Origin of the sequence: Palleronia marisminoris, from assembly GCF_900172315.1 — a bacterium.
Classification (GTDB): Bacteria; Pseudomonadota; Alphaproteobacteria; order Rhodobacterales; family Rhodobacteraceae; genus Palleronia; species Palleronia marisminoris.
Genome location: NZ_FWFV01000001.1, coordinates 86,817 through 111,918, shown reverse-complemented (window position 1 = coordinate 111,918; position 25,102 = coordinate 86,817). Strand labels below are relative to the sequence as shown.

24 protein-coding genes are annotated in these 25,102 nt (G+C 66.1%); 9 read left to right on the top strand and 15 right to left on the bottom strand.

The annotated features are described in order from the left end of the window. Nucleotides 1-78 precede the first annotated feature (78 nt). From tsf to frr, 14 genes are all read right to left on the bottom strand, one after another. Nucleotides 79-957, bottom strand: coding sequence for a translation elongation factor Ts (gene tsf, locus PAM7066_RS00560; protein ID WP_085852180.1), 879 nt, complete (start codon nucleotides 955-957; stop codon nucleotides 79-81). Between the two features lie 87 nt (nucleotides 958-1,044). Beyond that, on the bottom strand, nucleotides 1,045-1,899 hold the full coding sequence (rpsB, locus tag PAM7066_RS00555) for a 30S ribosomal protein S2 (RefSeq protein WP_085852179.1): 855 nt from the start codon (nucleotides 1,897-1,899) through the stop codon (nucleotides 1,045-1,047). Nucleotides 1,900-2,024: 125 nt separating this feature from the next. Beyond that, nucleotides 2,025-3,176 (bottom strand): lipid-A-disaccharide synthase, encoded by a 1,152-nt coding sequence (gene lpxB / locus PAM7066_RS00550; protein WP_085852178.1) that lies wholly within the window; start codon nucleotides 3,174-3,176, stop codon nucleotides 2,025-2,027. Further along, nucleotides 3,176-4,078: an LpxI family protein gene (locus PAM7066_RS00545; protein ID WP_085852177.1), complete on the bottom strand. Its 903-nt coding sequence runs from the start codon at nucleotides 4,076-4,078 to the stop codon at nucleotides 3,176-3,178. Before PAM7066_RS00545 ends, lpxB begins: the two co-directional genes overlap by 1 nt. Then, complete coding sequence (lpxA, locus tag PAM7066_RS00540; RefSeq protein ID WP_085852176.1) at nucleotides 4,075-4,872, bottom strand: acyl-ACP--UDP-N-acetylglucosamine O-acyltransferase; 798 nt, start codon at nucleotides 4,870-4,872, stop codon at nucleotides 4,075-4,077. The genes PAM7066_RS00545 and lpxA overlap by 4 nt, the downstream gene beginning before the upstream one ends. Beyond that, nucleotides 4,869-5,321 (bottom strand): 3-hydroxyacyl-ACP dehydratase FabZ, encoded by a 453-nt coding sequence (gene fabZ / locus PAM7066_RS00535; protein WP_085852175.1) that lies wholly within the window; start codon nucleotides 5,319-5,321, stop codon nucleotides 4,869-4,871. The genes lpxA and fabZ overlap by 4 nt, the downstream gene beginning before the upstream one ends. Nucleotides 5,322-5,381: 60 nt before the next feature. Continuing rightward, nucleotides 5,382-5,900, bottom strand: coding sequence for an OmpH/Skp family outer membrane protein (locus PAM7066_RS00530; RefSeq protein WP_175484531.1), 519 nt, complete (start codon nucleotides 5,898-5,900; stop codon nucleotides 5,382-5,384). 52 nt (nucleotides 5,901-5,952) lie between these two features. Continuing rightward, nucleotides 5,953-8,286, bottom strand: a complete 2,334-nt coding sequence (bamA, locus tag PAM7066_RS00525) for an outer membrane protein assembly factor BamA (RefSeq protein WP_085852173.1) — start codon at nucleotides 8,284-8,286, stop codon at nucleotides 5,953-5,955. A gap of 135 nt (nucleotides 8,287-8,421) precedes the next feature. Next, nucleotides 8,422-8,547 carry a hypothetical protein gene (locus tag PAM7066_RS19495; RefSeq protein ID WP_276326050.1) on the bottom strand — a complete coding sequence of 42 codons (126 nt, stop codon included), beginning with the start codon at nucleotides 8,545-8,547 and terminating at the stop codon, nucleotides 8,422-8,424. Between the two features lie 96 nt (nucleotides 8,548-8,643). Then, nucleotides 8,644-9,975: an RIP metalloprotease RseP gene (rseP, locus tag PAM7066_RS00520; RefSeq protein WP_085852172.1), complete on the bottom strand. Its 1,332-nt coding sequence runs from the start codon at nucleotides 9,973-9,975 to the stop codon at nucleotides 8,644-8,646. A 12-nt stretch (nucleotides 9,976-9,987) separates the two neighbouring features. Continuing rightward, nucleotides 9,988-11,169 (bottom strand): 1-deoxy-D-xylulose-5-phosphate reductoisomerase, encoded by a 1,182-nt coding sequence (gene dxr / locus PAM7066_RS00515; RefSeq protein WP_085852171.1) that lies wholly within the window; start codon nucleotides 11,167-11,169, stop codon nucleotides 9,988-9,990. A gap of 5 nt (nucleotides 11,170-11,174) precedes the next feature. Then, nucleotides 11,175-11,957 carry a phosphatidate cytidylyltransferase gene (locus PAM7066_RS00510; RefSeq protein ID WP_085852170.1) on the bottom strand — a complete coding sequence of 261 codons (783 nt, stop codon included), beginning with the start codon at nucleotides 11,955-11,957 and terminating at the stop codon, nucleotides 11,175-11,177. Next, nucleotides 11,954-12,670 carry a polyprenyl diphosphate synthase gene (uppS, locus tag PAM7066_RS00505; RefSeq protein WP_085852169.1) on the bottom strand — a complete coding sequence of 239 codons (717 nt, stop codon included), beginning with the start codon at nucleotides 12,668-12,670 and terminating at the stop codon, nucleotides 11,954-11,956. The genes PAM7066_RS00510 and uppS overlap by 4 nt, the downstream gene beginning before the upstream one ends. A gap of 96 nt (nucleotides 12,671-12,766) precedes the next feature. Then, complete coding sequence (gene frr / locus PAM7066_RS00500; protein WP_085852168.1) at nucleotides 12,767-13,330, bottom strand: ribosome recycling factor; 564 nt, start codon at nucleotides 13,328-13,330, stop codon at nucleotides 12,767-12,769. Nucleotides 13,331-13,526: 196 nt separating this feature from the next. Here frr and PAM7066_RS00495 point away from each other — a divergent pair, with 196 nt between their 5' ends. Continuing rightward, nucleotides 13,527-14,117: a YceI family protein gene (locus PAM7066_RS00495; RefSeq protein ID WP_085852167.1), complete on the top strand. Its 591-nt coding sequence runs from the start codon at nucleotides 13,527-13,529 to the stop codon at nucleotides 14,115-14,117. Nucleotides 14,118-14,160: 43 nt separating this feature from the next. Here PAM7066_RS00495 and pyrH read toward each other — a convergent pair whose 3' ends face one another. After that, nucleotides 14,161-14,892: a UMP kinase gene (gene pyrH / locus PAM7066_RS00490; protein ID WP_085852166.1), complete on the bottom strand. Its 732-nt coding sequence runs from the start codon at nucleotides 14,890-14,892 to the stop codon at nucleotides 14,161-14,163. Between the two features lie 32 nt (nucleotides 14,893-14,924). On the opposite strand from pyrH, the gene miaA reads away from it, so the two are divergent. From miaA to PAM7066_RS00450, 8 genes are all read left to right on the top strand, one after another. Beyond that, nucleotides 14,925-15,842, top strand: a complete 918-nt coding sequence (miaA, locus tag PAM7066_RS00485) for a tRNA (adenosine(37)-N6)-dimethylallyltransferase MiaA (RefSeq protein ID WP_085852165.1) — start codon at nucleotides 14,925-14,927, stop codon at nucleotides 15,840-15,842. A 96-nt stretch (nucleotides 15,843-15,938) separates the two neighbouring features. Next, nucleotides 15,939-16,745 carry an AraC family transcriptional regulator gene (locus PAM7066_RS00480; protein WP_085852164.1) on the top strand — a complete coding sequence of 269 codons (807 nt, stop codon included), beginning with the start codon at nucleotides 15,939-15,941 and terminating at the stop codon, nucleotides 16,743-16,745. Between the two features lie 163 nt (nucleotides 16,746-16,908). Further along, nucleotides 16,909-18,570: an ABC transporter substrate-binding protein gene (locus PAM7066_RS00475; RefSeq protein WP_085852163.1), complete on the top strand. Its 1,662-nt coding sequence runs from the start codon at nucleotides 16,909-16,911 to the stop codon at nucleotides 18,568-18,570. Nucleotides 18,571-18,624: 54 nt separating this feature from the next. Then, on the top strand, nucleotides 18,625-19,674 hold the full coding sequence (locus PAM7066_RS00470) for an ABC transporter permease (RefSeq protein WP_085852162.1): 1,050 nt from the start codon (nucleotides 18,625-18,627) through the stop codon (nucleotides 19,672-19,674). A gap of 19 nt (nucleotides 19,675-19,693) precedes the next feature. Continuing rightward, entirely contained in the window at nucleotides 19,694-21,148 is a 1,455-nt protein-coding gene (locus tag PAM7066_RS00465; RefSeq protein WP_085852161.1) for an ABC transporter permease, read from the top strand. Beyond that, a complete protein-coding gene (locus tag PAM7066_RS00460) occupies nucleotides 21,141-23,231 on the top strand; it encodes a dipeptide ABC transporter ATP-binding protein (RefSeq protein WP_085852160.1) in 2,091 nt (696 codons plus the stop codon). The genes PAM7066_RS00465 and PAM7066_RS00460 overlap by 8 nt, the downstream gene beginning before the upstream one ends. Nucleotides 23,232-23,286: 55 nt before the next feature. Further along, complete coding sequence (locus PAM7066_RS00455; protein WP_085852159.1) at nucleotides 23,287-24,117, top strand: DUF1206 domain-containing protein; 831 nt, start codon at nucleotides 23,287-23,289, stop codon at nucleotides 24,115-24,117. A gap of 40 nt (nucleotides 24,118-24,157) precedes the next feature. After that, a complete protein-coding gene (locus PAM7066_RS00450; RefSeq protein ID WP_085852158.1) occupies nucleotides 24,158-25,045 on the top strand; it encodes a DMT family transporter in 888 nt (295 codons plus the stop codon). Nucleotides 25,046-25,102 lie beyond the last annotated feature (57 nt).

Genomic DNA, 25,102 nt, shown 5'->3' with positions numbered 1-25,102 from the left:
GACTTAGGGTACTGCCTTCGGCATGAAAAAAGGCGCTTCGAGTGAAGCGCCTTTCCCCGTCTTCGATCAAGCTGAGAGTCAGCCCTTGCCGGCGGCCTTAGCGACCTCGGCGGCGAAGTCCTCCTTCTCGACCGAGATGCCCTCGCCGACTTCCATGCGCACGAAGCCGGTGATCTCGATGCCGGCTTCCTTGGCGGCGGCGCCGACGGTCAGATCCGGGTTCACGACGAACGCCTGGTTGACCAGCGTGATCTCGGCCAGCCACTTCTTCATGCGGCCTTCGATCATCTTCTCGATGACCTGCTCGGGCTTGCCGGACTCGCGGGCGATGTCCATCTGGATCGCCTTTTCCTTGTCGATGACGGATGCGTCTAGCTCGTCTTCGGTCAGCGCGGCCGGGTTCACGGCGGCGATGTGCATCGCGATCTGGCGAGCCGTCGCGGTGTCGTCGCCCGTGAACGCCACAAGGACGCCGATCTTGCCCATGCCGTCAGTGGCGGCATTATGGACGTAAGCGGCGACGCTCTGACCTTCCAGCTTCACCATCCGGCGCAGCGTCAGGTTCTCGCCGATCTTGGCGATCGCGCCGGTGAGGCGCTCGTTCACCGGCTTGCCGCCCATGTCGGCTTCTTTCAGCTCTTCGACCGAGGCCGACTTCACTGCGATATTCGCGATGTCGCCCACGAGGCTCTGGAATTCCGAGTTCTTCGCGACGAAGTCGGTTTCCGAATTGATCTCGACCGCGACGCCGGTTCCGCCTTCGACCTTCACGGCCACGAGGCCCTCGGCCGCGGTGCGATCGGCCTTCTTGGCGGCCTTGGCGAGGCCCTTGGTGCGCAGCCAGTCGATGGCGGCATCCATGTCGCCATCGGTCTCGGTCAGCGCCTTCTTGGCGTCCATCATGCCCGCGCCGGTCGTCTCGCGGAGGTTCTTCACGTCTGCTGCGGTGATCGCCATCTTACGGCTCTCCTCATTCTGAATAGCCCGGAGCGAGGACCTACCCCGCTCCGATGACAACTCTGTAAAGGGTAAAGGACGAAGTCCTTACTCTTTGTTTTCAAGCTCGTAAGGCGCGTCCTTGGCCTTCGCATCGTCCTGCACGGCCTCGTCGGACACGTCCAGAGGTTCGGACGCGTTGGCGGGCGTCTCGAGGATCTCGTCCTCGACCGGGGCCTCTTCCATACCACCGACGTCGATGCCAGCGGACTCCATCTGCGCCGACATGCCGTCAAGCGCGGCACGGGCGGCCAGATCGCAGTAGAGCTGGATCGCACGGGCGGCGTCGTCATTGCCGGGGATGATGTAGTCCACGCCGTCGGGCGAGCAGTTCGTGTCGACCACGGCCACGACCGGAATGCCAAGCTTCTTGGCTTCGGCGATGGCGAGGTCTTCCTTGTTCACGTCGATGACGAAGATCAGGTCAGGTACGCCGCCCATCTCGCGGATACCGCCGAGCGAGGCGTTCAGCTTGGTCTGGTCACGCTCCATCGCGAGACGCTCGCGCTTGGTCAGGCCAGCGGCTCCTTCGGCCATGCGCTCGTCGATCTCGCGCAGGCGGTTGATCGATTGGGACACGGTCTTCCAGTTGGTCAGCGTGCCGCCGAGCCAACGGTGGTTCATGTAATACTGGGCGCAACGCTCGGCGGCGTCGGCGATCGGCTTCTGGGCCTGACGCTTCGTGCCGACGAAAAGGATGCGGCCGTTCTTCGCGACAGTGTCGCGGATGACCTGCAGCGCCTGGTCCAGCATCGGGACGGTCTGCGTCAGGTCGAGAATGTGGATGCCGTTGCGGTCGCCGTAGATATACGGCCCCATGCGGGGGTTCCAGCGCTGCGTCTGGTGACCAAAGTGCACGCCAGCCTCGAGAAGCTGACGCAGAGAGAACTCGGGAAGAGCCATTCTGCTTATCCTTTTCCGGTTTCAAGCCTCGGAGCGGTCCTTATCACCCCGGATGGGGCAACCGGTGGACGAACGGGGATGTCTCCCCCGGTCGCCCGGACCGCACCTGTGAAGTGTCGCTGCCCTTATCGCGCTTCGGTCGCGGGTGCAAGCCCGTCCATGACCGCGCGGGCCGCGCGCAGACCAGGAGCCTCTCCGCCCTGCCCCAGCGCCGCCATCGTGCGCGCCAGCGCCGGCGTCTGAAGCCCCGGTTCCCGCCATAGCGCGTCGAGTGCCTCGGCGATCGGGTCGGGACGGCACGCGGGGCCGAGAAACTCAGGCACGACATTCTGCCCCTCGATCAGGTTCACCAGCGTCACGGTTCGGGTGCGCACCATGCGCGACAGGATCTGCCAGCTGAGCCAGCTCATGTCGTAGGCGATGACCATTGGCGTGCCGGCCTTTGCAAGCTCCAGCGAGACGGTGCCCGACGCCGCGAGTGCTGCACGGGCGCCGGCGAAGACGGCCGTCTTCGCAGCCTTGTCCGGCCGCTCGAGCAGGATCGTCCCGGGCCAGTCGCGTGTGGCCTCGCGCAACTGTTCTTCGCGTCCCGGTGCCACGGGCACGACAGCGCGAAGACTAGAGTGCCGGGCCGCGAGACGGGACAGCGCAGCGCCGAAGATCGGGGCCAGGCGCTCGACCTCGGACCGGCGCGATCCCGGCAGGACCAGCAAATATGGCGCGTCGCCGAGGCCGTGGAGCGCGCGAAAGGCCGCGATGTCACCGTCCGAGGCGTCGGGTTCGGACACCACGGGATGGCCGACGAAATCGCAGCGCATTCCGGCGGCCTCCATGTACGGCGGCTCGAAAGGAAGAAGAGCCAGGACCTGATCCACATGCGGGGCCATCTTCGCGGCCCGGCCAGGCCGCCACGCCCAGACCGAGGGCGCGACGTAATGCACCGTGCGGATGCGCTTGGTCCGACGGACACGCTCGGCCACCCGCAGGCAGAAATCGGGGCTGTCGATGGTGATGAACACATCCGGCTCGGCGGCAATCACCGCATCGGCCGTCTGAATCATGCGGCGGCGTAGCGCCGGATAGCGCGGCAGGACCTCGGCGATCCCCATGACTGACAATTCGTCCATGGGAAAGAGACTTTGAAGCCCCAGATCCGCCATCAGCGGACCTCCGACGCCCATGGCTTCGACGGGCCCGCCAAGCTGGCGAAGCCCCTCAAGCAGCGACGCCCCCAGCCGGTCGCCCGACGCTTCGCCGGCGACCAGGAACGTCCGCATCAGATCACGCGCACCCAGAGACCGGCGGAATCCGCGGCGCGGGCGACCTCGTCGCGATCGAGGACGATGACGCCATCGGATGCGACGGCAATGCCAGAAAGCCCAGCCGCGGCGGCACGGCGCACCGTGTCGGGTCCGATCGTGGGCATGTCCACGCGGAGATCCTGATCTGGTTTCGGCGCCTTGGCCAACACGCCGCCGGCAGGCGTCGGCGCCCACAGGCTTTCAGGAGCAGGATCCGGATCCGTCCCGCCGCCCCCGCCAAGACCCAGGGCCTCGAGCGTCTGGGACTTGAGGTTCATCTCGCGCGCAGGTCCGGCAGGCTGGACGTGGCGGCGCATGGCGGCGACGCTGGCCAGCATCCAGTCCGTCCCCGGCAGCGTCTCGACCGCCAGAACCTGACCGCCGGCCACGACGCAGCCCTGGCCGATATCGGCCGGACCCGTCGTGGACAGAACCGAGAGGGCACGTTCGACATCGCGGGTGTCTCGCTCGGTCGGGTCCCGCGTGCCCAGCACGCCGGATGGCGGCAGAAGCTCGGGGCACAGCTCGGCGGCGCCGACGACCTCCATTCCCGCTTCCTCGATCAGTTCGACCAGAACACGAAGCGCCCCCGCGTCGCCCTTGCCCAATGCCGCGACGATGCGCGGGACGAGAGGCTGCGTCGCCTCGTCGATCTGGGACAGGTCAACCACGGGCCGGCGGATCGCGCCGACAAGGCACACACGCCGGACGCCCGAGGCAGCAAGCTCGGACAGGAACGAGCCCAACACCTCGAGGCGGAACGTCTCGACGCCCGCGGGCGCGTCGCCCTCGGGGCCCACGACGCGGGCCTCGGGATAGGCCGCGCACAGGATTTCAGGCAGGCGGCCCTGCCCGGCGATGAGGCATAGATCAGTCACGGCGTCAAAAACCCCCGGTCGCTGTTGCCCAGGACAAAATCGACGATCTGGCGGACGTAGTCGCTCTCGGTTTCTTCACCGAGCCTGCGGGCGCGGTCCTGGAACGCGCCCTCGCCCTGTTTCAGCGTTTGCAATGCGGCGCGCAGCGCCATGATGTCGGTACGGCCCACGCCCCGCCGCTTCAGCCCGACGAGGTTCAGCCCGTCCAGCATCCCGCGCGGCCCCTGCACGAGGGCGTGCGGGATCACATCCGCGGTGACCATCGTCACGGCGCCGATGATGGCGCCCTCGCCGATGCGGACGAACTGGTGCACGCCCGACAGGCCGCCGACGATCACCCCGTCGCCCAGGACGCAATGCCCCGCGAGGGCCGAGTTGTTCACCATGATGACGCGATTGCCGACGATGCAGTCGTGCGCGACATGGACGCCGGCCATGAAGAGGCAGTCATCGCCCACCTTCGTCACGCTGCCCCCGCCGCTGGTGCCGAGATTCATCGTCACGTGCTCACGGATGCGGTTCCGAGCACCGACCTGCAGCTCGGTCCTTTCTCCGCCAAACTTCAGGTCCTGCGGGATCTCGCCCAGCACGGCGAAGGGAAAGACCTGCGTCTCTTCGCCCACGCGGGTGCGACCCTTGATGACGACGTGGCTCATCACCTCGACATTCGCGCCAAGCTCGACCTCACCGCCGATCAGCGCAAACGGACCCACGCGGGCGCCGGGCCCGATCTGCGCACCATCCTCGATCAGGGCCTGCGGGTGGATGACGGCCGTAGGGTCGATCCGGCTCACTTCGGAAGGTCCATCATCGCGGTGAACTCGGCCTCGCAGGCAAGTTCGCCGTCGACCTCGGCGCGGCCCGCGAATTTCCAGACCTTGCCACCGCCACGCTTGGTGCTGATGTGCATCTGAAGCACGTCGCCCGGAACGACCTTACGGCGGAACTTCGCCCCCTCGATCCCCATGAAATATACCAGGAACCCGGTATCCGCGAGGTCCTGCCCCACGCCGACCATCACCGCCGCGGTCTGTGCCATGGCTTCGATGATGGTGACGCCGGGCATGATCGGTGCGCCGGGAAAATGGCCTTGGAAGTGCGGTTCGTTGAACGAAACGTTCTTGATCCCCACGGCCGAGGCCGTTCCGTCGATTTCCCGCACCCGGTCCACCAGCAGGAACGGGTAGCGATGCGGGATGATCCGCTGGATCAGGTCGATGTCGGCGCTCTTCAGGTCGGACATGGGGGCCTCTTTCGCTGTCGCCCCGGGCTTAACGCGCCCCCCCGAAGGGAGCAAGCACCCCTAGTCGGATGCGTCCGTCGCCGCCGGGGGTGTCTCGGCCCCTGCCCCGTCTGCTTCCTCCGCCGCGAGTGTTTCGTCGATCCGGGCGATCGCCCTGTCGGTGATGTCCACGCCGGTCCCGGCCGTCAGCACCATGCGCCGGTCGAGCAGAACGTCCGCGCCGATCTCGGCCAATAGCGCCGAAAGGACCGGCGACACCCTGCGGACGAAGGTCGCGCGGGCATCTTCCTGAAGGTCGGCAAGCGCCCTGGCCTTGGCATCCTGTTCGGCCCTGAGGCGGCGGACCTTCTCGTCGAACACCCGTGCGCGGTCGCGGAATTCGGCCGGGTCCAGCTCGGCGCGCGCTTCGGTCAGGCTACGCTCTTCCGCCGTCAGCGTGGCTTCGATCTCGCGGTTTTCGGCGGCGAGTTCATCGCCCTGCGCGTCGATCTCGGACAGAAGCTGGGCACCGAAAGCACTTTGGCGGAACATCCGCTCCTGATCGACGACTGCGACGCCGCCGATCGGCTGGGCGCTCACGGGAAGGGCCGCCAAAGCGGCGGCCCCGATGGTAGCGGCGAGGAAGCCGCGCCTAGAAGGTCGACGAGAGCGAAACATTGAAGGTCCGCGTGTTGTCGTAATCCTCGGCCGCCAGCGCCTCTGCGAAGTTGAACCGCAGCGGGCCGAACGGCGTGTCCCAGAACAGCGAAACCCCGACCGACGAGCGCAGGATCGCCGAGTCGTCCACCGTTTCGCCATCCGCGCCCTCGGTGTTGTCTAGGCCCCAGACCGAGCCCGCATCCAGGAAGACGCCGCCGCGAATGCCGTATTCCTCGGGCAAGCCCAGCGGGAAATCGGCTTCGACCCTGGCGACGGCATAATTGTTGCCGCCGAGCGCGTCGTCGGTCACCAGATCGCGCGGTCCGACGCCCAGCGGTTCGAAGCCGCGAAGCTGGCTGGTGGACAGGAAGAAGCGGTCGGTCAGACGCACCGAGTCCGAGTCTCCGAATGCCGTGATGTTTCCGCCTTCGACCACGGCGCGAATGTTGACCTCTTCGCTGAACGCGGTCGTCTGATAGCCACCGAACGCCACCGACTTGACGTAATTCACGTCACCGCCGAGCCCGGCGAGGTCCTGCCCGAAGCGCAGGACGATCCCGGTATTCGGGTCGATCCCCGACCGACGCGTATCGTAGCTGTAGGTATAGCCCAGGGCCGAGCTGATGGACGACCCCTCGTCCGCCGCGATGATCGGCGAGATGTCGTCGCCGACATCTTCGAGTGAATCCTCGGCCAAGCGGTACCGCACCTGAAGCCGCCCGTTCTCGGAGGTCGGGAAGGTGACCGAGGGGCTGAACCCGACAGACCGCGTGTTGTAATCCGCCTCGTCGTAGTCGGTTTCGCTGTAGAACACTTCGAACCCGGCGCGCAGATCCCGGCCGAGGAAATAGGGTTCTACGAAGGAAAATTGGGCGCTGTTGGCGTTGGTCCCCGTTGTGACGTCGAACGCGAGCGTCTGTCCCCGCCCGAGGAAGTTGCGCTCGGTAAAGCCGAAACTCACGCCGAAGCCGGAGTCGGTCGAGTACGATCCGCCCAGCGACAGGCTGCCGGTGGGTTGTTCCACGACATCAACGTCGATGACAACCTGGTCGGGCGACGAGCCCTCGCGCCCCTCGGCCTGCACGTCGGAGAAGTAACCAAGGGCACGGATCCGCTCGGCCGCGGCGCGGATTTCGCGCGGGTTGAACGGGTCGCCCTCGACGGTGCGGAACTGGCGCCGGATCACCCGGTCGAGCGTGGTCTGGTTGCCTTCGATGTCGATCCGCTCGACGAACACACGGGGGCCGCGTTCCAGAAGGAAATTCACGTTCAGTTCAAGCGTTTGCGGATTCCGGGTGATCTGCGGGGTCGCGCGCACGAAGGTCATGCCACGGCGGCTCGCGGCCTCTTCCAGCCGCTCAGTCGCGGCGTCGATCGCGGCGGGCGTGTAGGTTTGGCCCGCTCGGATGCCTACCAGGTCCGTGTACTCCGCCGCATTCAGGCCCGGTACGGTGGTCGAGGTGGTGACCTGCCCGAAATCCCAGCTTTGCCCTTCGGTGATGTTGTATTGCACGAAGAACGCGTCGCGGTCCCGCGAGAACTCGTTCGAGACGTCGTTGATGGTGAAGTCGATATAGCCGCGCGACAGATAGAAGTCGCGCAGTAGCTGCTGATCAAACCCGACGCGCTCGGCGACGAAGGTGTCGCGCTGGATGATCTGGCGCAGGAATCCGGCTTGCTTGGTCGCGAGCGCACGGCGCAAGCGGCGGTCGGAATAGGCCTGGTTGCCCACGAACGAGATCCGCTCGATCTCGACGATGCCGCCCTCCGCGATCTCGAACACGAGGTCCACGCGGTTGTTCGCGCGGCGGATGATCCGCGGGGTGACCGACGCTGCGAGGCGGCCGCGCGCCTCGTAGGCGGCGGCGATGGCGCGCGCATCCTCTTCGGCGCGGCTGGGGTTGTAGACCCGGTTGGGAACCGAGCCGATCAGCGCGGTCAGCTCGTCGTTGTCGAGCTGGCTGTTGCCCTCGAAGCTGATGCGGCTGACGGTTGGATATTCGGCGACCTCGACCAGAAGCGTGCCGCCTTGTGGCGTGATCGACACGGTTTCGAAGATACCAGCCCCGGCGAGACGCTGATAGGCAGCGTTCAACTCGCCGGCGCTCAGTGCCCGCCCTTGCGGAATGGCCAGTGTGTTCACCACAGTTGCGGTGTCCACACGCTGGTTTCCGACCACCTGGATGTCGCTGAATTGGTAGCTCTGCGCTACCGCGGCCGACGTTGCGGCGACCACCGCACCGGCGGAGAACCCAGCCAGAACAGCGCCTTGCAGCGCCGAGGCCAGAAGTGCGGTTCGCGCGGCGCGCCCCTTCGTCTCGATCATGCGTCCACCCGTTTAAGACTTCTCGGGACCGTGAGTAGCCCGGTTCAGATAGCATGTCAAAATCCCAGGCGCCCCACAGGTAAGGGACATGCGCAGCGCCGAATTCTGTTCGAATCTGTGGCTTTTCGGTCGGGATCAGAACGTCAGGATCGCGCCGCCCAGGGTAAGCGAAATGGCGATGGCGGCAAGGACGAGAAGCCGGTCTGCCAGGACCTCGAGCAGGAGGCCAAGGCAGCGGGAATTGTTGAAGACGTGGTGCATGTCGACCCCGGGAAATTGCGGATTGCTCTTGCCCGGCTGTGCCGACGGAATATGGCCTGAATTGGGTTGTCCGAAGACGGGCTCGCGGCGCTTACCTCAGGGACAAAGGAAATCGTTGCCGATCGCGAAGACCATCAACGTGCCCAGAAGGGCCAACCCGATGGCCATCAGCACGTTCAGCGCCTGGTCCGACGGCGGCCGGCCGCGGACCGCCTCGTAGGCATGGAACACCAAGTGCCCCCCGTCGAGGATCGGGATCGGGAACAGGTTCAGGAAACCGACCGCAGTGGAGAGGACCGCGATGAACCACACGAAGCTCAACGCTCCGGCGCTCGCCGCCGCACCGCTGGTCTGCGCGATGCCGATGGGCCCCTGCAGGTTACAGGACGAGATCGCGCCGGCCGCAATGTGATAGATGCCCGACAGGCTCGACTGGATGATGAAGCCGACCTGCTCCACCCCGTAGGCAAGGGCCGAGAACGGGTTCGGCGTGTCGCGCTCCGGCGTGATGTAAAGCGCACCGGTAATGCCCAGCAGCCAACGCGTCTCGAAGCCGCCCTCGGGAAGCGGCAGATCCATTCGCTTGGGCGTCAGCTCGACCGCCCTCGTCTCTTCGGTTTCGGGCGACCAGACCGTCAGCGTCACGGTCTGCCCGTCTGAATTGCCGACCGCATCGCGAAGTTGGGTGAACGCGAAGACTTCCTGACCATTCACGGCCGTCACCACCTCGCCCGGCTCCAGGTCAGTGCCGGCGGCTGCCGATTGCGGCGTGACGCTGCCCACGACGGGCGGGTAAGGGTACGGGCCGTCGATCTCCAGCTGGGCACCGTCCCGCGTGATCCGATACGGCAGGCGCGGAGCGACCGGAAGATCCTCCACGAAGCTGGCGAACTGGGCAATTTCGGGCACCGGCTCGCCGGCGATCGCTTCGATCCGGTCGCCGACCTGAAGCTCCTGCACCGCGTAAGGCAACGGCCGCACCTCGGAGACCGTCATGGGATCACTCGCGACCCCGCGGATCATCAGGATGGCAGCAAAGACGAGAATCGAGAGGATGAAATTGAAGATCGGACCCGCCGCGACGGTCGCAGCCCGCGCCCAGAGCGGCGCCCCCGCCATGGTCGCCCGCGCGCCTTCGGGATCGAGCCCCGGCGTATCCGCCTGCCCCACGCTGGCCGCGTTCGCATCGCCGCGGAACTTGACGTAGCCGCCTACGGGAAATGCCGCGATCTGCCACCGGGTGCCGCGGCGATCGGTTCGCGCGAACAACACTGGCCCCATGCCGATCGAGAAGACGTCCGCCTGAATCCCCGACCATCGGCCGACGATGTAGTGGCCGTATTCGTGGATCGCGACGATGATGCTGAGCGCCGCGACGAACGCGACGATCGTAAACGCAAGCGACCCGAAATCGGGGATGAACCCCATCCTGACTCTCCCTCAGAAACGGCCGGCGTCGGAGGGGAACCCGACGACTTCATCCACCAAGGCACGAGCCTCTTCGTCCATGGCCCGGACCATATCGAGATCCAAGGTCGGATTTCCAAGGCGATCTGACGAGATTTTGAGCAAAACCTTTTCGACAGTCTCGGCCATTCGCAAGAACCCGATCCGCCCGGAAATGAAGTGATCCAGCGCTCGCTCCTTGGCGCCGTTGAACGCAGCACCCGAGAGCCCGCCGATCTCCATCACCTCGCGTGCAAGCCGCAGCGCCGGCCAGCGCTCCGTGTCGGGTGCGCTGAAGGTCAGGCTGCCGATGGCAGCGAAATCCAGCCGCTCCACCGGCACGTCTCGTCGTTCAGGCCAGTTCAGCGCGAAGCCGATGGCGTGGCGCATGTCGTGCGGGCCCACATGTGCGATCAACCCTCCATCCATGAAGCCGACGATGGCATGCACGAGCGACTCCGGGTGGACGAGCACCTCGATCCGTGCAGGCTCCACCCCGAAATACTCATGTGCTTCAATGAGTTCCAGCGCCTTGTTGAACATCGAAGCCGAGTCGATGGTGATCCGCTGCCCCATGTCCCAGTTCGGGTGCGTCGCCGCCTGCGCCGCGGTCGCGGTCGCAAGCCGTTCGAGCGGCCAGTCGCGAAACGCGCCGCCGCTCGCGGTGATGATCAGCCGCTCGACCGTCTCGATCTGCTCGCCCGTCAGAGCCTGGAACACGGCGGAATGTTCGCTATCCACCGGGAGGATCGTCGCCCCGTGGCGTGCGGCGGTTTGCATCATTAGCGGGCCGGCGCAGACGAGGCTCTCCTTGTTCGCCAGCGCCAGCACTCCGCCATGCCGCAAGGACACTAGCCCCGGCTCCAGCCCGGCTGCACCCACGATGGCCGACATCGCCCAATCGGTCGGTCGCCCCGCCGCCTCGAGGATCGCCGAGCGCCCTCCCGCGGCCTCGATCCCTGTCCCGGCGAGTGCTTCACGCAGGGCCGGCAGGTCTGCCTCTTCGGCGCAGACGGCGATGTCAGGACGGAAGTTCCGCGCCTGTTCGGTCAGCTTCTCGATGTTGCGCCCGCCGGTCAGCGCGACCACTTGAAACGCCTCGCGCTGTCGTCCGATCAGGTCGAGCGTCGAGCAACCGATGGACCCGGTGCTTCCAAAAATCGAGATGCGCCGCATGTGCCTCAGGTCAGCCCCGGCGGAAAGCCGATGATGGGCGAGACGAGAAGCAGCGTCACGGATGCGCCCAGCATCCCGTCGAACCGGTCGAACAGCCCCCCGTGGCCCGGCAGCAGGGAAGAGCTGTCCTTGACTCCTGCCCGCCGCTTCACGGCCGATTCAGCGATGTCACCGATCTGCGAGGCCATGGCCAGCGCGATGGAGACGGCCGCGATCTCGGGACCAGCCTCGGTGAAGGCGCCGAAGGCCAGGCCGACGATCGCCGCCCCGCCCCAGCCCGCCAATGTGCCGGACCACGTCTTGTTCGGGCTCACGCGGGGCCACAGCTTGCGGCCGCCGATCATGCGGCCGAAGAGGTAGCCGAACACGTCCGTCACGATCACGACCAGTGCCAGCCACAGCATCCAGGTGAAGCCGTAGTCTCTGCGCAGATAGAAAAGGCCCAGGCCGGCCAGCAGGATCAGCACGGTGAAGAGGGCGAAGGTCACCCTGCGGCGGGTCAGCCAGGCCGCGCCCGCGAAGGCCGGCAGCAGGCAGATCGGCAGGGCGTAAGCTGGCGGCAGGATTTCGGCCAGCAGAAGCAGCGCGGCCGATACCGTTCCCAGCCGCATCGCCGGCGCGTCGGGATCCAGCATCCGGACCAGTTCCCAGACGATGACGCCCGAAACCACGATCGTCAGCGCGGCGAAGACCAGCCCGCCGATCCATACGCAGAGTAGGCCGATCACCGCGATGACCGCTCCGACGCCGATGCGCTCGCCCAGATCGTTCCAGCGGGGTGAAGTCATGCGGTCACGGCACCAAAACGCCTGTCACGGGCGCCGTAGCGCGACACGATTCCGGCGAAAACGTCGGCGGTGAAGTCGGGCCACAGCGTATCGATGAATTCGTACTCGGCATAGGCGGATTGCCACAGGAGGAAATTCGAGATCCGCGCCTCTCCGCTGGTGCGGATGACCAGGTCGGGATCAGGCAGCACATGCGTGTCGAGGAACCGCGCAAGCGTCGTCTCGTCCACGTCGTTCGGGGCAAGGCGGCCGGCGGCGACTTCGGCGGCCAGGCGGCGGGTGGCGCGGCCGATCTCGTCCCGGCTGCCGTAATTCAGCGCGATGGTCAGGTTCAGCTTCTCGTTCCCGCTGGTCAGAAGCTCCAGCTCGTCCATCAGCCTGATCAGCTTGGGGTCGAGCCGGACGCGATCCCCGATGAAACGCACGCGCACGTCGTCGGCATGGAGGTCGCGCGCCTCGGACTGGATGTATCGCCGGAACAGGCCCATAAGCCCGGCCACTTCGTCCTGAGTCCGTTTCCAGTTCTCGGTCGAGAAGGCGAAGATCGTCAGGTATTCCACACCGAGATCGGGACAGGCCGCGACGATCTCGCGCACGCGGCGCGCACCGGCCTGGTGTCCGAACAGACGAGGTCGGCCGCGGGCCTGCGCCCACCTTCCGTTTCCGTCCATGATGCAGGCGACGTGCCGGGGTCCGCTTTGTCGTTCGGGCATCGTGTCCTCCTCCCGGTCAACAGAAGATTGGCGCATCGGGTCCGTCACGTCCACGGAAAACCCCAGGTTGAGTCCCCCCGAGGCACAAGAAAACACTCAAACCTGCATGATTTCCTGCTGTTTGTGCTCGAGCGTCTCGTCCACCTTCTTGATGTGGGTGTCCGTCATCTCCTGCACTTCGGCCTGCCAGAGCTTCTGGTCGTCCTCGGACATGCCGTTCGACTTGGCCTTCTTCAGCTGGTCCATGCCATCGCGACGGATGTTGCGGATCGCGACCCGCGTGTTCTCGGCGTAGGTGCCCGCAACCTTGGCGAGTTCCTTGCGGCGCTCTTCGTTCAGTTCGGGGATCGGCAGGCGGATCGTGGTCCCGTCGATGACCGGATTGATGCCCAGTCCCGATTCGCGGATCGCCTTCTCGACCTTGCCCAGCAGGGACTTGTCCCATACCGAGATCGTCACCATCCGCGGCTCGGGCACGTTCACCGTGCCGACCTGGTTGATGGGCGTGGGCTGCCCGTAGGCGTCCACCATGATCGGCTCGACCATCGACGCCGACGCCCGTCCCGTCCGGAGCGACGCGAATTCCTGCCGCAGCGCCTGCATCGCGCCGTCCATGCGCCGTTCCAGATCACCTGTATCGATCTCGATGTCGTCTGCCATGATCGTCCTCGCGTGCGTAGCCTAATTTCATTCGCCTATACCCAAGCGCCGAAATGAAGGCCAGCCCCGCGCGCTGTCCGGCGACCCTGCAATAACCTGCGGATCTTGCCCGGCGCATCCCCAGGCGGGTGATGTTTCGCGGCGCCCGAACCCGCTATGTTCGGGCCACCGAACCCAACCCCAAAGGGAGATTCCATTGTTCCGTTCCGCTCTGCCCGCGTTCGCCGCCGGCCTTGCCACCTTGAATGCGCCCTTCGCGGCGGCCGACCCAGCCCCTTACACGATCGACGAGGCCCATAGCGAGATCCTGTTCTCGTGGTCTCATGGCGGCTTCTCGACCACGCGGGGCCTCGTCTTCGACATCACCGGTGAGCTCATCTTCGACGAGGCCGAACCCGCGAATTCCTTAGTTCGGGTGTCCTTCCCGCTCTCGGGCATGGTCATGACGCCGGGTCTGCTCGAGCACTTCATGACCGACGACTTCTTCGGAAGCGCAGACGAGACGATCACGTTCGAAAGCACCGCGGTCGAGGTGACGGGCGAGGACACCGGCACGATCACCGGCGACCTGACGATCAACGGTCAGACACAGCAGGTCACGCTCGACGCGGAGCTGACCGAGCAGGGCGAGAACCCGATGGGCCAACCCACGGTCGGTTTTGAGGCCGAGACGACGATCCTGCGCAGCGCATACGGGCTCGGCGCCTTCGTGCCCTTCGTCAGCGACGAGGTCGCGATCGAGATTTCCCTCGAAGCCCACCCCGCCGAGGGAAACTCGGGGAACTGAGGTTTCGTCACCGCGGGCCAAATGGCCCGCGGCAAGGTGGCGATCAGGTTTCGGTGACGCGGGTGAAGGTGCCTTCACCGGCGAGGATGCCGCGGAAGCCGCCCGGCTCGTCCAGCGAGAAGACGAAGATCGGCAGATCGTTGTCCCGCGCCAGCGCGATGGCCGAGGCGTCCATGACCTTCAGATGCTTCTGCAGCACGTCGTCATAGGTGATCTTGTCGTAGCGCACCGCATCGTCGTGCTTTTCGGGGTCCTTGTCGTAGACACCGTCCACCTTCGTGCCCTTGAAGATCGCCTGGCAGTTCATCTCGGTCGCGCGCAGGACGGCGGCGGTATCGGTGGTGAAATACGGGTTGCCGGTGCCGGCCGCGAAGATGCAGACGCGCTTCTTCTCGAGGTGGCGCACCGCGCGGCGTCGGATGTAAGGCTCGGCGACCTCGTTCATGGTGATGGCCGAGATCACCCGCGTGTGGATCCCCAGCTTCTCCAGCGCGCCTTGCATCGCGAGGGCGTTCATCACCGTCGCGAGCATCCCCATGTAGTCCGCGGTGGTGCGCTCCATCCCCTGGGCCGAGCCCTGCAGGCCGCGGAAGATGTTGCCGCCACCGATCACCATGCAGACCTCGACGCCCATGTCGCGCACCGACTGCACTTCGCGAGCGATCCGCTCGACTGTTGGCGGGTGCAGGCCGAAGGTCTGATCCCCCATCAGGGCCTCTCCCGAAATCTTCAGAAGAACCCGGTCGTAGCGTCTGTTTTCGCTCGTCTCGGCCATGCTCGCATCCCCGCTTTGCCACGCGCCACTAAATGTCCGAAAAGCCCCCGAGGCACAACACGGGAGAGGCCGCCATTCTGACGATTGCAGACGCCGTGGCGCGATGCGCGAACGACCGCCCAGTGCTGGTCGCCGGCCCCACCGCCAGCGGCAAGTCCGCGCTCGCGCTGGCCATCGCCGAAGCCCATGGCGGCGTGATCGTCAACGCCGACGCGCTGCAGGTCTATGCCCGCTGGCGCATCCTGACCGCCCGCCCCTCGCCCGAGGACGAGTTGCGCGCGCCTCACGCGCTCTACGGTCATGTCGCCGACGCCTCCTATTCCGTCGGGCGTTGGCTCCGCGACGCGGCGCCGGCCTCGCATGGTGCGAGGCCGATTTTTACAGGCGGAACAGGGCTCTATTTCATGGCTCTCACCCAAGGTCTCAACGAAATCCCCGAAACGCCGCCGCAGATCCGGGCCGAGGGCGACGCCATCCCCCTGCCCGATCTGCTCGCCGCGCTCGACGCCCGCACCCGCGCACGGCTCGACCCCGAGAACCGCGCCCGCGTCCAGCGCGCGTGGGAGGTGCAGCGGGCCACCGGTAAGCCCCTGGCCGACTGGCAGGACCGTCCCGTCACCCCCCTCCTGCCGCTCGCCGAAACGACGCCCCTCGTGGTCCACGCCCCGCCCGAGATCCTGTCCCCGCGGATCGAGCGGCGCTTCGCCGCCATGATCGAGGCCGGCGCGCTGGACGAGGTCCGCGCGAACGCCGCGGATTTCGACCTTGGCCGACCCGCCGACCGCGCCATCGGGGCGCCCGAACTGATGGCTCACCTGCAGGGCAGGATCACTCTGGACGAGGCAATCCGGCAGGCGACCATCGCCACGCGGCAATACGCCAAGCGCCAGCGCACATGGTTCCGATCCCGCATGGCCGACTGGCTGCCGGTCGATCCGACGCGGAAATGACACGTCCCGATATGCCCCTGTCGATTTGTCTTGGAGAATCGCCGCGCCCCTTCCTACCCTGATGGTGCTCCCGGAGTGCTGCCACCGAGGACCGCCATGCTCGACACCGCCCGGCCCGAAGCCGGCCTCAAGATCGTATCGCTCGCCCAGATCGCTGCCGGTGGTCGCTGGCGCACCGAGGCGATGCGCGCCTACGCCCAGCCAATGCTCTACTGGTTCACCCGCGGCCAGGGCCGGATCACGGCGCAGGGGGTGACCCGCAGTTACGGCCCCCACGACGCCATCATCCTGCCGCCGAACACGATGCACGGGTTCGACACCAACGGCTCGATCCTGGGCCACGCGGTATTCTTGCCCGCCACCTCCGCCGAGGACATGCCCGACGCGCCGCTGCATCTGCGGGTCCGCGAGGCTACCGAGCAAGCTGACCTGACCCGCCAGATCGAGAACATCCGCATCGAGCTCGACCGCGGAGAGGCAAGCTCGCAGGTTGCGCTTGGCCACCACGTGGGGCTGCTCGTGGTCTGGCTCGAGCGGATCGCAGGCGAGGAGTGGGACGCCGAGGCCGAAATCGACGGACGCAGCGCCGAAAGCCTCGCCGGGGCCTACACGGCACTGCTGGAAACGCATTTCCGCGGCGGCTACACGATCTCGGACTATGCCCGCGCGCTTGGCGTGACGCCCGCTCACCTGACGCGGTGCTGCCGCCGCGCCTCCGGGCGGTCGGCCTCGGACCTGTTGCTCGACCGGCTGCATTTCGAGGCGCGGCGCCTCCTGAGCGAAACCCGCATGCCCATCAACAAGGTTGCCGAAACCCTCGGCTTCCGTTCCGCAGCCTATTTCAGCCGCGCGTTCCGGGCCCGCACGGGCCACACCCCGCGTGACTTCCGTCGGCGCGTCTGACCCCTTCGCGACACGCGAATGTGTCGCTTGTTGACCGGGATAGCGGATCAATCGGTTGACGACGCGGCGCCTTCCGTGCCGAAATGCGGCGTCCGCGGAGAGAAGCCCGCGGAGCTGGGTGGAGCCGTCTTCACCTGCGTTCAGCCACACCGGGGAGAAGACCATGACCTCCACGCCCGTCCGGATACATCCGGCCGCTTTCATGCACGCCGCCGAACATGCGGCCAGCAAGATCGACCGTCGGGAGTTCCTGACCCGGGCCACCGCGCTGGGGGTCACCGCGCCGGCTGCCTACGGGCTGATCGGCACCGCTCTTCCCGCGACGGCCAGCGCCCAGGACGGCCAGCCGGGCCGCACCCTGCGCATCCAGATGGAACTGCCGGCTCTCAAAGAGCCCCGCACATGGGACTGGTCCGAAATCGCGAACCAGTGCCGCGGATGGCTTGAGTACCTGGTCGAGTACCAGCGCGACGGCACGTTCCGGGGAATGCTGCTGGAAAGCTGGGACGTGAACGACGATGCGACGGAATACACGCTGAACGTCCGTCCCGGCGTCACCTGGAACAACGGCGATCCCTTCACCGCCGCCGACGTGGTCCACAACTTCGAGCGTTGGTGCGATGCCGAGGTCGAGGGCAACTCGATGGCAGGGCGCATGGGGGGGCTGGTCGATCCTGACACGCAAGCTCTCCGCAAGGGCGCGATCGAGGCGGTGGACGACGCAACCGTCCGGGTCACCCTGCCTGGCCCCGACATCACGCTGATAGCCGGCCTTGCAGACTACCCCGCCGCAGTTGTCCATCCCAGCTATGAAGGCGACGATCCGGCCGCGAACCCCATCGGAACGGGCCCCTACCTGCCCGTCGAAGTCTCGCCCAGCGTCCGCACCGTGATCGAGCGCAATCCAGACCACGACTGGTGGGGCACCGAGGTCTATGGCGGCCCGTTCTTCGACCGGATCGAGTATATCGACTACGGCACAGACCCCGCTGCCTGGCTCGCCGCCCTGGAAGCCGAAGAAGTGGACATGCTCTACGAAAGCGTCGGCGAGTTCATCGGAATCATGGACTCGATGGGACTGGAGCGGTCCGAGGTAATCACCGCCAACACCTTCGTCGTCCGTCCCCATCAAGACGCCGAGGTCGACGGCCGCGCAATCTATGCCGACGTGAATGTCCGACGCGCACTGGCCATGGCTTGCAACAACAACGTTCTGCTGGAGCTCGGTTACGCCGGCATGGGCGAGGTGGCGCAAAACCATCATGTCTGTCCGATCCATCCCGAATATGCCGAGATCGAAGACGCCGTCTACGATCCCGACAAGGCCCTGCAACTGATCCGGGACGCCGGGGCCGCCGATGCCGAGCACGAGCTAATCTCGCTCGATTCCGGGTTCCAGCGCGACACCTGCGACGCGGTCGCCGCGCAGCTTCGCGACGCCGGTATCGCGGTCACCCGCTCGATCCTGCCCGGCACGACCTACTGGAACGACTGGAACAAGTTCCCCTTCTCGGGAACCGAGTGGAACATGCGCCCGCTCGGCGTGCAGGTGCTGGCGCTGGCCTACAGAACAGGTGCGGCCTGGAACGAAACCGGCTTCGCCAACGAGGAATTCGACGCGTTGCTGGACCGGGCCATGGCGATCGCCGATGCCGAGGAACGCTCGCAGATCATGGCCGACCTGGAACGCCTGCTGCAGGACCAGGGGGTCATCATCCAGCCCTACTGGCGCTCGATCTACCGTCACCATATCCCGGGGCTCCTGGGCGCCGAAATGCACCCGACCTTCGAGATCCACCCTTACAAGCTGTCGCTCGCTGCCTGAACCGGCCGGGCGCGGGCCCCAATCCGCGCCCCTCCGGATACCTGAGGAGACCGGATGACCGCGTTCATCCTCCGCCGCGTGGCCGTAATGATCGCCACCGCGCTTAGCCTGACCTTCGTGGTCTTCTTCCTGACCAATCTCGGGCCCAACCTCGAGAAGCTGGCCAAGACGCAAGGCAACGTCCGCATGAGCGACGAGCAGGTCGACACGTGGCTTGCCAACCGTGGCTACGACCGGCCCCTCTTCGCCAAGTACGGCGAGTGGCTGGGCATCGTGCCCGGCTTCGTGGTCGAGCAGCCTGACGGCTCGTTGCGCGGCCGCTGCTTCGGCGAGGCCGACACGCTGCCCCCCGGCGCGCCCCGCTTCTGCGGCGTCCTGCAGGGCGAGTGGGGCTATTCCACCGTCTTTCGCGGCGAGGTCGGCGAGATCATCGCGATCCGTCTCGGGCTGACTGCCAAGCTGATGCTCTGGGTGATGCTGCTGATGGTGCCGGCGGCGCTGCTGATCGGAGTGCTGGCAGGGATGCGCGAGGGCAGCCGGACCGACCGGACGCTGTCTTCGGTCTCGATCCTGTCCACCGCGACGCCCGAATACGTCTCGGGGGTGATCTTCATCGCCCTGTTCGCGTCCTCTGCCACCGGCCTCAAGTGGTTCAAGGGAACCGCGACGAGCGCAATGGAGAACGCCACCTTCGAGAACTTCTTCCTGCCCGTCGTGACCATCGCCCTCTTCGGGATGGGCTACATTGCGCGGATGACCCGCGCGAGCATGGCCGAGGTCATGCAGCAGCAATACATCCGCACCGCGCGCCTCAAAGGGGTAAGCTTCCGCAACGTGGTGCTGAAACACGCGCTGAGAAACGCGCTGATCGCGCCCTTCACGGTGATCATGCTGCAATTCCCGTGGCTGCTGAACGGCGTGGTGATCGTCGAGACCTTGTTCAACTACAAGGGCTTCGGCTGGACGCTGGTACAGGCCGCGTCCAACAACGACATCGAACTACTGCTGGGCGTCTCGGTCGTGTCGGTCTTCGTGGTGCTGGTGACGCAGCTTCTGTCGGATGTCGGCTACGTGTATCTGAACCCGCGGATCAAGGTCGCCTGATGCATACCGGAGAGCGTTGATGGAGCCCCTGACCTGGACCGGCGCACTGTCGCCCCTGCTGCCCGTCCTCTGGACTGCCGCCGCGGCGCTGCTGATCCTGTCGGTCCTGCGCCTCGTCTGCGGGTTCGTCCTGGCGCCGGGCGAGGCCACGACCCACGCTGACGGCACCCTGTCCGTCACACGCGGCCCGCTGGAGCTGATCGACACCGCCGCCCTCTGGACGCTCTGTGCCACGCTGGCAGTGCTGGGCGGGCTGCTCGTCGGCGGCGCCGCGCTGGGCCACGGCGCCGGGATCGTCGGCGGAATGTCACGGCAGCTGGTGCCCGTCTGGCTCGCGCTCGCGCTGATGCTGGGCCTGTCCTACGCCTTCAGGCGGCGGCTTGGCCTCTACGGCAAGCTCTTCGACTCGACCATCGGTGTTTCGGGCTTCGCGCTGGTGATGTTCTGGGTGTTCGCCGCGCTCTTCGTCTCGTTCGACCTGATCGCAACCCACGACCCGCTGGCGCAATCGGCCGCCATGAAGAACGAACCCCCCGGCACCCCCTACACCCGGATGATCGGAGAGGTCGCCGAAGGCAGCTACCCCTACTTCCTCCTCGGCGGCGACAACCTTGGCCGCGACGTGTTCAGCCGCATGATCGCGGGTGCGCTGGTCGTGGTGCAGATCGCGCCGCTGGCCACCGCCTTCGCCTTCATGGTCGGCATCACCCTCGGCCTTCCCGCCGCCTATCACGGCGGTCGCCTCGACACGGTCCTGACCTTCCTCGCGAACCTGATCCTCGCTTTTCCGGTCATCCTGCTGTTCTACCTGCTTGTGACGCCCGAAATCGTGGCGACCGGCATCCCCAGCTACATGGCTGCCGTGATGTTCGTCTTTCCCATCGCGTTCTTCACGATCCTGCTGAACTCGCGCTTCCACACCCGGCCGCGTCTGCGCACGCCGTTGCTGATCGGAGTCGTGGCGGTGCTCGGCTGGCTCTACCTGTCGCTGATCTCCGAGCGGTTCGGGGCGATTGACATCCTGCCGCCGTCGCTCGACCTGTTCGACATCCCCGGCGGCATCCTCGTCGTCTTCGTCTCGGTGGTGTTCGTGAATTCGCCCACCGTGTTCCGCATTGTCCGGGGCCTCGCGCTCGACACCAGGACGCGGGACTACGTTGCCGCCGCCCAGACCCGCGGCGAGGGGGCGTGGTACATCATGTTGTGGGAGATCCTGCCGAACGCCCGCGGCCCGCTGATCGTCGATTTTTGCCTGCGCGTCGGCTACACGACGATCCTTCTGGGGACGCTCGGCTTCTTCGGCCTAGGCCTGCCGCCCGAAAGCCCGGACTGGGGCTCGACCATCAATGACGGGCGCAGGCTTCTGGCGATCTACCCGCACCCGGCCCTCGCTCCGGCGCTGGCGCTTCTTTCCCTGGTGCTGGGCCTGAACCTGCTGGCGGACGGCCTGCGAGAGGAGAGCCTGCGTGACTGACCCGACGCCCGAACCGCCGATCCTCGAGATCGAGAACCTCTCGATCTCGTTCTTCACCCGCCTGCGCGAGATCCCCGCGGTGATGGACTTCTCCTGCACGGTCCGGCCGGGCGAGGCGATGGGACTCGTCGGCGAATCCGGATGCGGGAAGAGCACCGTGGCGCTCGGGGTCATGCGCGATCTGGGGGCCAACGGCCGCATCACCGGTGGCCGCGTGAAGTTCAAGGGCCGCGACATGGCCGAGATGTCCGACGCCGAACTGCGCGCCCTCCGCGGTCGCGAGATCGCGATGATCTACCAGGAACCGATGGCGTCGCTGAACCCCGCGATGCGGGTGGGCCGGCAGCTGATGGAAGTGCCGCTGATCCACGAGAAGATCAGCAAGAACAAGGCTCACGCCCGCGCTCTTGAAGTGCTGCATGACGTCAAATTGCCTGACCCCGAACGGATCATGAAAGCCTACCCGCACCAGCTTTCGGGCGGCCAGCAACAGCGCATCGTCATCGCCATGGCGCTGATGTCGAAGCCGTCGCTGCTGATCCTCGACGAGCCGACGACGGCGCTCGACGTGACCGTCGAGGCCGCGGTGGTGGACCTGGTGAAGGATCTGGGCCGGAAATACGGCACCTCGATGCTGTTCATCTCGCATAATCTGGGGCTCGTGCTGGAAACCTGCGACCGGCTCTGCGTCATGTATTCCGGCGAGGCAGTCGAGACGGGCAACATCGCGGACGTCTTCGACAAGATGCGCCACCCCTATACGCAGGCCCTCTTCCGCTCGATCCCGCTGCCCGGCGCGGACAAGAACGCCAAGCCGCTGGTGGCAATCCCGGGTAACTTCCCCCTGCCCCACGAGCGCCCGCCGGGCTGCAACTTCGGCCCCCGCTGCGACTATTTCGAGGCCGGCCGCTGTGACGCGCAGGAGGTTCCGATGTTCGACGTGGCGGACGCCAACCGCCACGAAACCAGATGCCTGCGCTTTCAGGAGATCGACTGGTCCCGGCAGGAGATCGGCGAGGTGGCGACGCAAAAGACCGAGATCGGCGACACGATCCTGCGGATGGAGGAGCTGAAGAAATACTACGATGTCAACGCCTCCTCGCTCTTCAAGGGCGGCGAGACGCGGGTGGTGAAGGCCAACGAAAGCCTGACCTTCGAGGCCCGCGAAAGCGAGACGCTGGCCATCGTCGGCGAATCCGGCTGCGGCAAATCCACCTTCGCCAAGGTCCTCATGGGGCTCGAGACGGCGACGGACGGGCACGTCACCCTCGACAACCGCGAGATCGGCGACACCCCGATCCAGAAGCGGGACACCGCGACCGTGGCCGACATTCAGATGGTGTTCCAGAACCCGTTCGACACGCTCAATCCCTCGATGAGTGTCGGGCGGCAGATCATGCGAGCGCTCGAGATCTTCAGGATCGGCAAGACGGAAGCGGCGCGGCGCGAGAAGATGCTCGACCTTCTGGACCTCGTGAAGCTGCCCCGCGAATTCGCCGATCGGATGCCGCGCCAGCTATCGGGCGGACAGAAGCAGCGGGTGGGCATCGCGCGCGCCTTTGCCGGTGGCGCGCGCATCGTGGTCGCGGACGAGCCTGTCTCGGCGCTGGATGTCAGCGTCCAGGCAGCCGTCGCGGACCTGCTGATGGAGATTCAGCGCAACGAGAAGACCACGCTGCTGTTCATCAGCCACGACCTCGGGATCGTGCGCTACCTGTCGGACCGAGTTCTGGTCATGTACCTGGGCCACGTGGTCGAGATCGGCGACACGGCACAGGTCTTCGCGCCGCCCTACCACCCCTACACCGAGGCGCTTCTGTCGGCCGTTCCCATCGCGGACACACGGGTCACGAAGAAGCACATCGTCCTCGAGGGCGACGTGCCCTCGGCCATGGATCCGCCACCGGGTTGCCCCTTCCAGACGCGCTGCCGGTGGAAGTCGCAGGTCCCCGACAGCAGGTGCGAGGTCGAGGTGCCGCCCATGGTCCGCTTCGGTCCGGATAGCGCCCACCAGATCAAGTGCCACCTGACGCGCGAAGAGCTCGAAGGGATGGAGCCGGTCATCACCCTGGCCACCGAGTAGGGAACGGCTGGCCGCCTCGTGCGCTATGACTCCGTCACAAGGAGGAACATGGGAAATGGCGGGACAGGGCGATTTCGACTGGGCGGTGCCGGTCATGCGCACAGGATATGCCGGACGTGCGCTTGTCTACATCGTCGTTGCGGGGATTTCGCTCTGGGCGATCCTGCATGGGGGCCAGGGCCAGGGAACATCGAGCGCCTTCGCGCGGCTTGAAAGCGCGCCCTTCGGCAAGGTGGTGCTGTTCGCCATCTTCGTCGGAATGGTTGCCTATGCGATTTGGCGCCTCGTAGACGCGATTTGGGACCTGGAGACCTATGGCAGCGACGGCGAGGGCATGATCGCCCGCGTCGGAATGTGCGTCACTGGCCTGATCCATCTGGCCATCGGCATCGGTGCGCTGCTGATTGTCTTCACGGCGAGCGGCGGCGACGGCCAGAGCAGCATCTCGAAGGCCGCCGAGGTGGTCCTTGGCTGGCCCGGCGGGCGCTGGATCCTCGGCGCCATGGGGCTCGCGACGATCGGGGCGGGGCTCTACTACGGCAAGAAGGCCTACAAGCGCGAATATCGCAAGCACCTTCGCAGCAACGAGGTCACCCGGCGTTGGGACGGCCTGCTGCGGCTGGGCGTGCTGTCGCAAGGGTTCGTCGTTACCGTGATCGGTTTCTTCATCTTCTACGCCGCCTGGGCTTACAACTCGCAATCCGCGGGTGGACTTGCAGAGGTATTCTCGTGGCTTTCCGGTCAGCCCTACGGGCAAATCCTCGTTGGTCTGCTGTCGCTCGGTCTGCTGTGCTTCGCCTTGTTCTGCGCGGTGAATGCCGGCTACCGGATCGTACCCCGCGCGAGCGACCCGGACATCGAAACCCTGAAGGGCGCGTTTTCCTAGGGCAGCTGGACGCCGGCCGCCGTTCTGGTAACCGGCATTCATGAGTTTGCCGGTCGATCTCCCCTCTTCGGAAGCACGCCGGGCCGCAGGCTGGATGTCGGGGGCGATCGTCAGCTTCTCGACGATGGCCGTGGCCGGGCGTGCCGTGTCGTTCGAACTCGATACGTTCGAGCTGATGCTCTACCGCTCGCTGGTCGGGATCGCGGTGGTAGTCGCCGTCGCAGGGTTCGCGGGCAAGTTGGGCTCCATCCGGGCACGCCGCATGGGGCTTCACCTCGTCCGCAACGTGTTTCACTTCAGCGGGCAGAACCTGTGGTTCTTCGCCATTACGGCGATCCCGCTGGCGCAGGTCTTTGCGCTTGAATTCACCTCGCCTGTTTGGGTCGCCCTCTTCGCGCCACTCGTGCTGGGAGAGCGGCTGACCCGCACCCGCCTGATCGCCGCCTTGCTGGGCTTCGCCGGCATCCTGATCGTCGCGCGGCCCGGTGTCGTCTCCATCGGTCCGGGCCAGGTCGCCGCGGCGCTCGCCGCGCTTGGTTTCGCGGGGTCTGCCCTCTTCACGCGTCGCCTCACGCGGACCGAGAATGTCGTGTCGATTCTCTTCTGGCTGACGGTGATCCAGATCTTCCTGGGGTTGTTCTGCGCCGGGATCGACGCAGAGATCGCCTGGCCCTCGGCAATGTCTTGGCCCTGGCTCGTCCTGATCGGAGTTGCCGGGCTCTCCGCGCATTACTGCCTGACCACCGCTCTTTCCCTTGCCCCAGCATCGGTCGTTATGCCGATGGATTTCCTGCGACTTCCCGTGATCGCGCTGGTCGGCTGGATCATCTATTCCGAGCCGCTGGATCCGTGGATCCTCGCCGGCGGCGCAGTGATCCTTGGGGCGAACTGGCTGAATGTGCGGCCGCGAAGTGTTACAAATAGGTGACGCCTCTGGTTGCGCCGGCGATGTGACGCCCCGTCACGATTTGCCCGGGCCGACGCG

Bases quoted from the DNA above. Each gene is read 5' to 3' on its own strand.
- pyrH (WP_085852166.1), bottom strand. From the start codon at position 14,892: ATGGCCGAGACGAGCGAAAACAGACGCTACGACCGGGTTCTTCTGAAG.
- miaA (WP_085852165.1), top strand. From the start codon at position 14,925: ATGTCCGAAAAGCCCCCGAGGCACAACACGGGAGAGGCCGCCATTCTG.
- bamA (WP_085852173.1), bottom strand. From the start codon at position 8,286: ATGATCGAGACGAAGGGGCGCGCCGCGCGAACCGCACTTCTGGCCTCG.
- PAM7066_RS00475 (WP_085852163.1), top strand. From the start codon at position 16,909: ATGACCTCCACGCCCGTCCGGATACATCCGGCCGCTTTCATGCACGCC.
- fabZ (WP_085852175.1), bottom strand. From the start codon at position 5,321: ATGTCCGACCTGAAGAGCGCCGACATCGACCTGATCCAGCGGATCATC.
- tsf (WP_085852180.1), bottom strand. From the start codon at position 957: ATGGCGATCACCGCAGCAGACGTGAAGAACCTCCGCGAGACGACCGGC.
- rpsB (WP_085852179.1), bottom strand. From the start codon at position 1,899: ATGGCTCTTCCCGAGTTCTCTCTGCGTCAGCTTCTCGAGGCTGGCGTG.
- PAM7066_RS00465 (WP_085852161.1), top strand. From the start codon at position 19,694: ATGGAGCCCCTGACCTGGACCGGCGCACTGTCGCCCCTGCTGCCCGTC.
- PAM7066_RS00480 (WP_085852164.1), top strand. From the start codon at position 15,939: ATGCTCGACACCGCCCGGCCCGAAGCCGGCCTCAAGATCGTATCGCTC.
- frr (WP_085852168.1), bottom strand. From the start codon at position 13,330: ATGGCAGACGACATCGAGATCGATACAGGTGATCTGGAACGGCGCATG.
- uppS (WP_085852169.1), bottom strand. From the start codon at position 12,670: ATGCCCGAACGACAAAGCGGACCCCGGCACGTCGCCTGCATCATGGAC.
- PAM7066_RS00450 (WP_085852158.1), top strand. From the start codon at position 24,158: ATGAGTTTGCCGGTCGATCTCCCCTCTTCGGAAGCACGCCGGGCCGCA.
- lpxB (WP_085852178.1), bottom strand. From the start codon at position 3,176: ATGCGGACGTTCCTGGTCGCCGGCGAAGCGTCGGGCGACCGGCTGGGG.
- dxr (WP_085852171.1), bottom strand. From the start codon at position 11,169: ATGCGGCGCATCTCGATTTTTGGAAGCACCGGGTCCATCGGTTGCTCG.
- PAM7066_RS00510 (WP_085852170.1), bottom strand. From the start codon at position 11,957: ATGACTTCACCCCGCTGGAACGATCTGGGCGAGCGCATCGGCGTCGGA.
- rseP (WP_085852172.1), bottom strand. From the start codon at position 9,975: ATGGGGTTCATCCCCGATTTCGGGTCGCTTGCGTTTACGATCGTCGCG.
- PAM7066_RS19495 (WP_276326050.1), bottom strand. From the start codon at position 8,547: ATGCACCACGTCTTCAACAATTCCCGCTGCCTTGGCCTCCTGCTCGAG.
- PAM7066_RS00455 (WP_085852159.1), top strand. From the start codon at position 23,287: ATGGCGGGACAGGGCGATTTCGACTGGGCGGTGCCGGTCATGCGCACA.
- PAM7066_RS00470 (WP_085852162.1), top strand. From the start codon at position 18,625: ATGACCGCGTTCATCCTCCGCCGCGTGGCCGTAATGATCGCCACCGCG.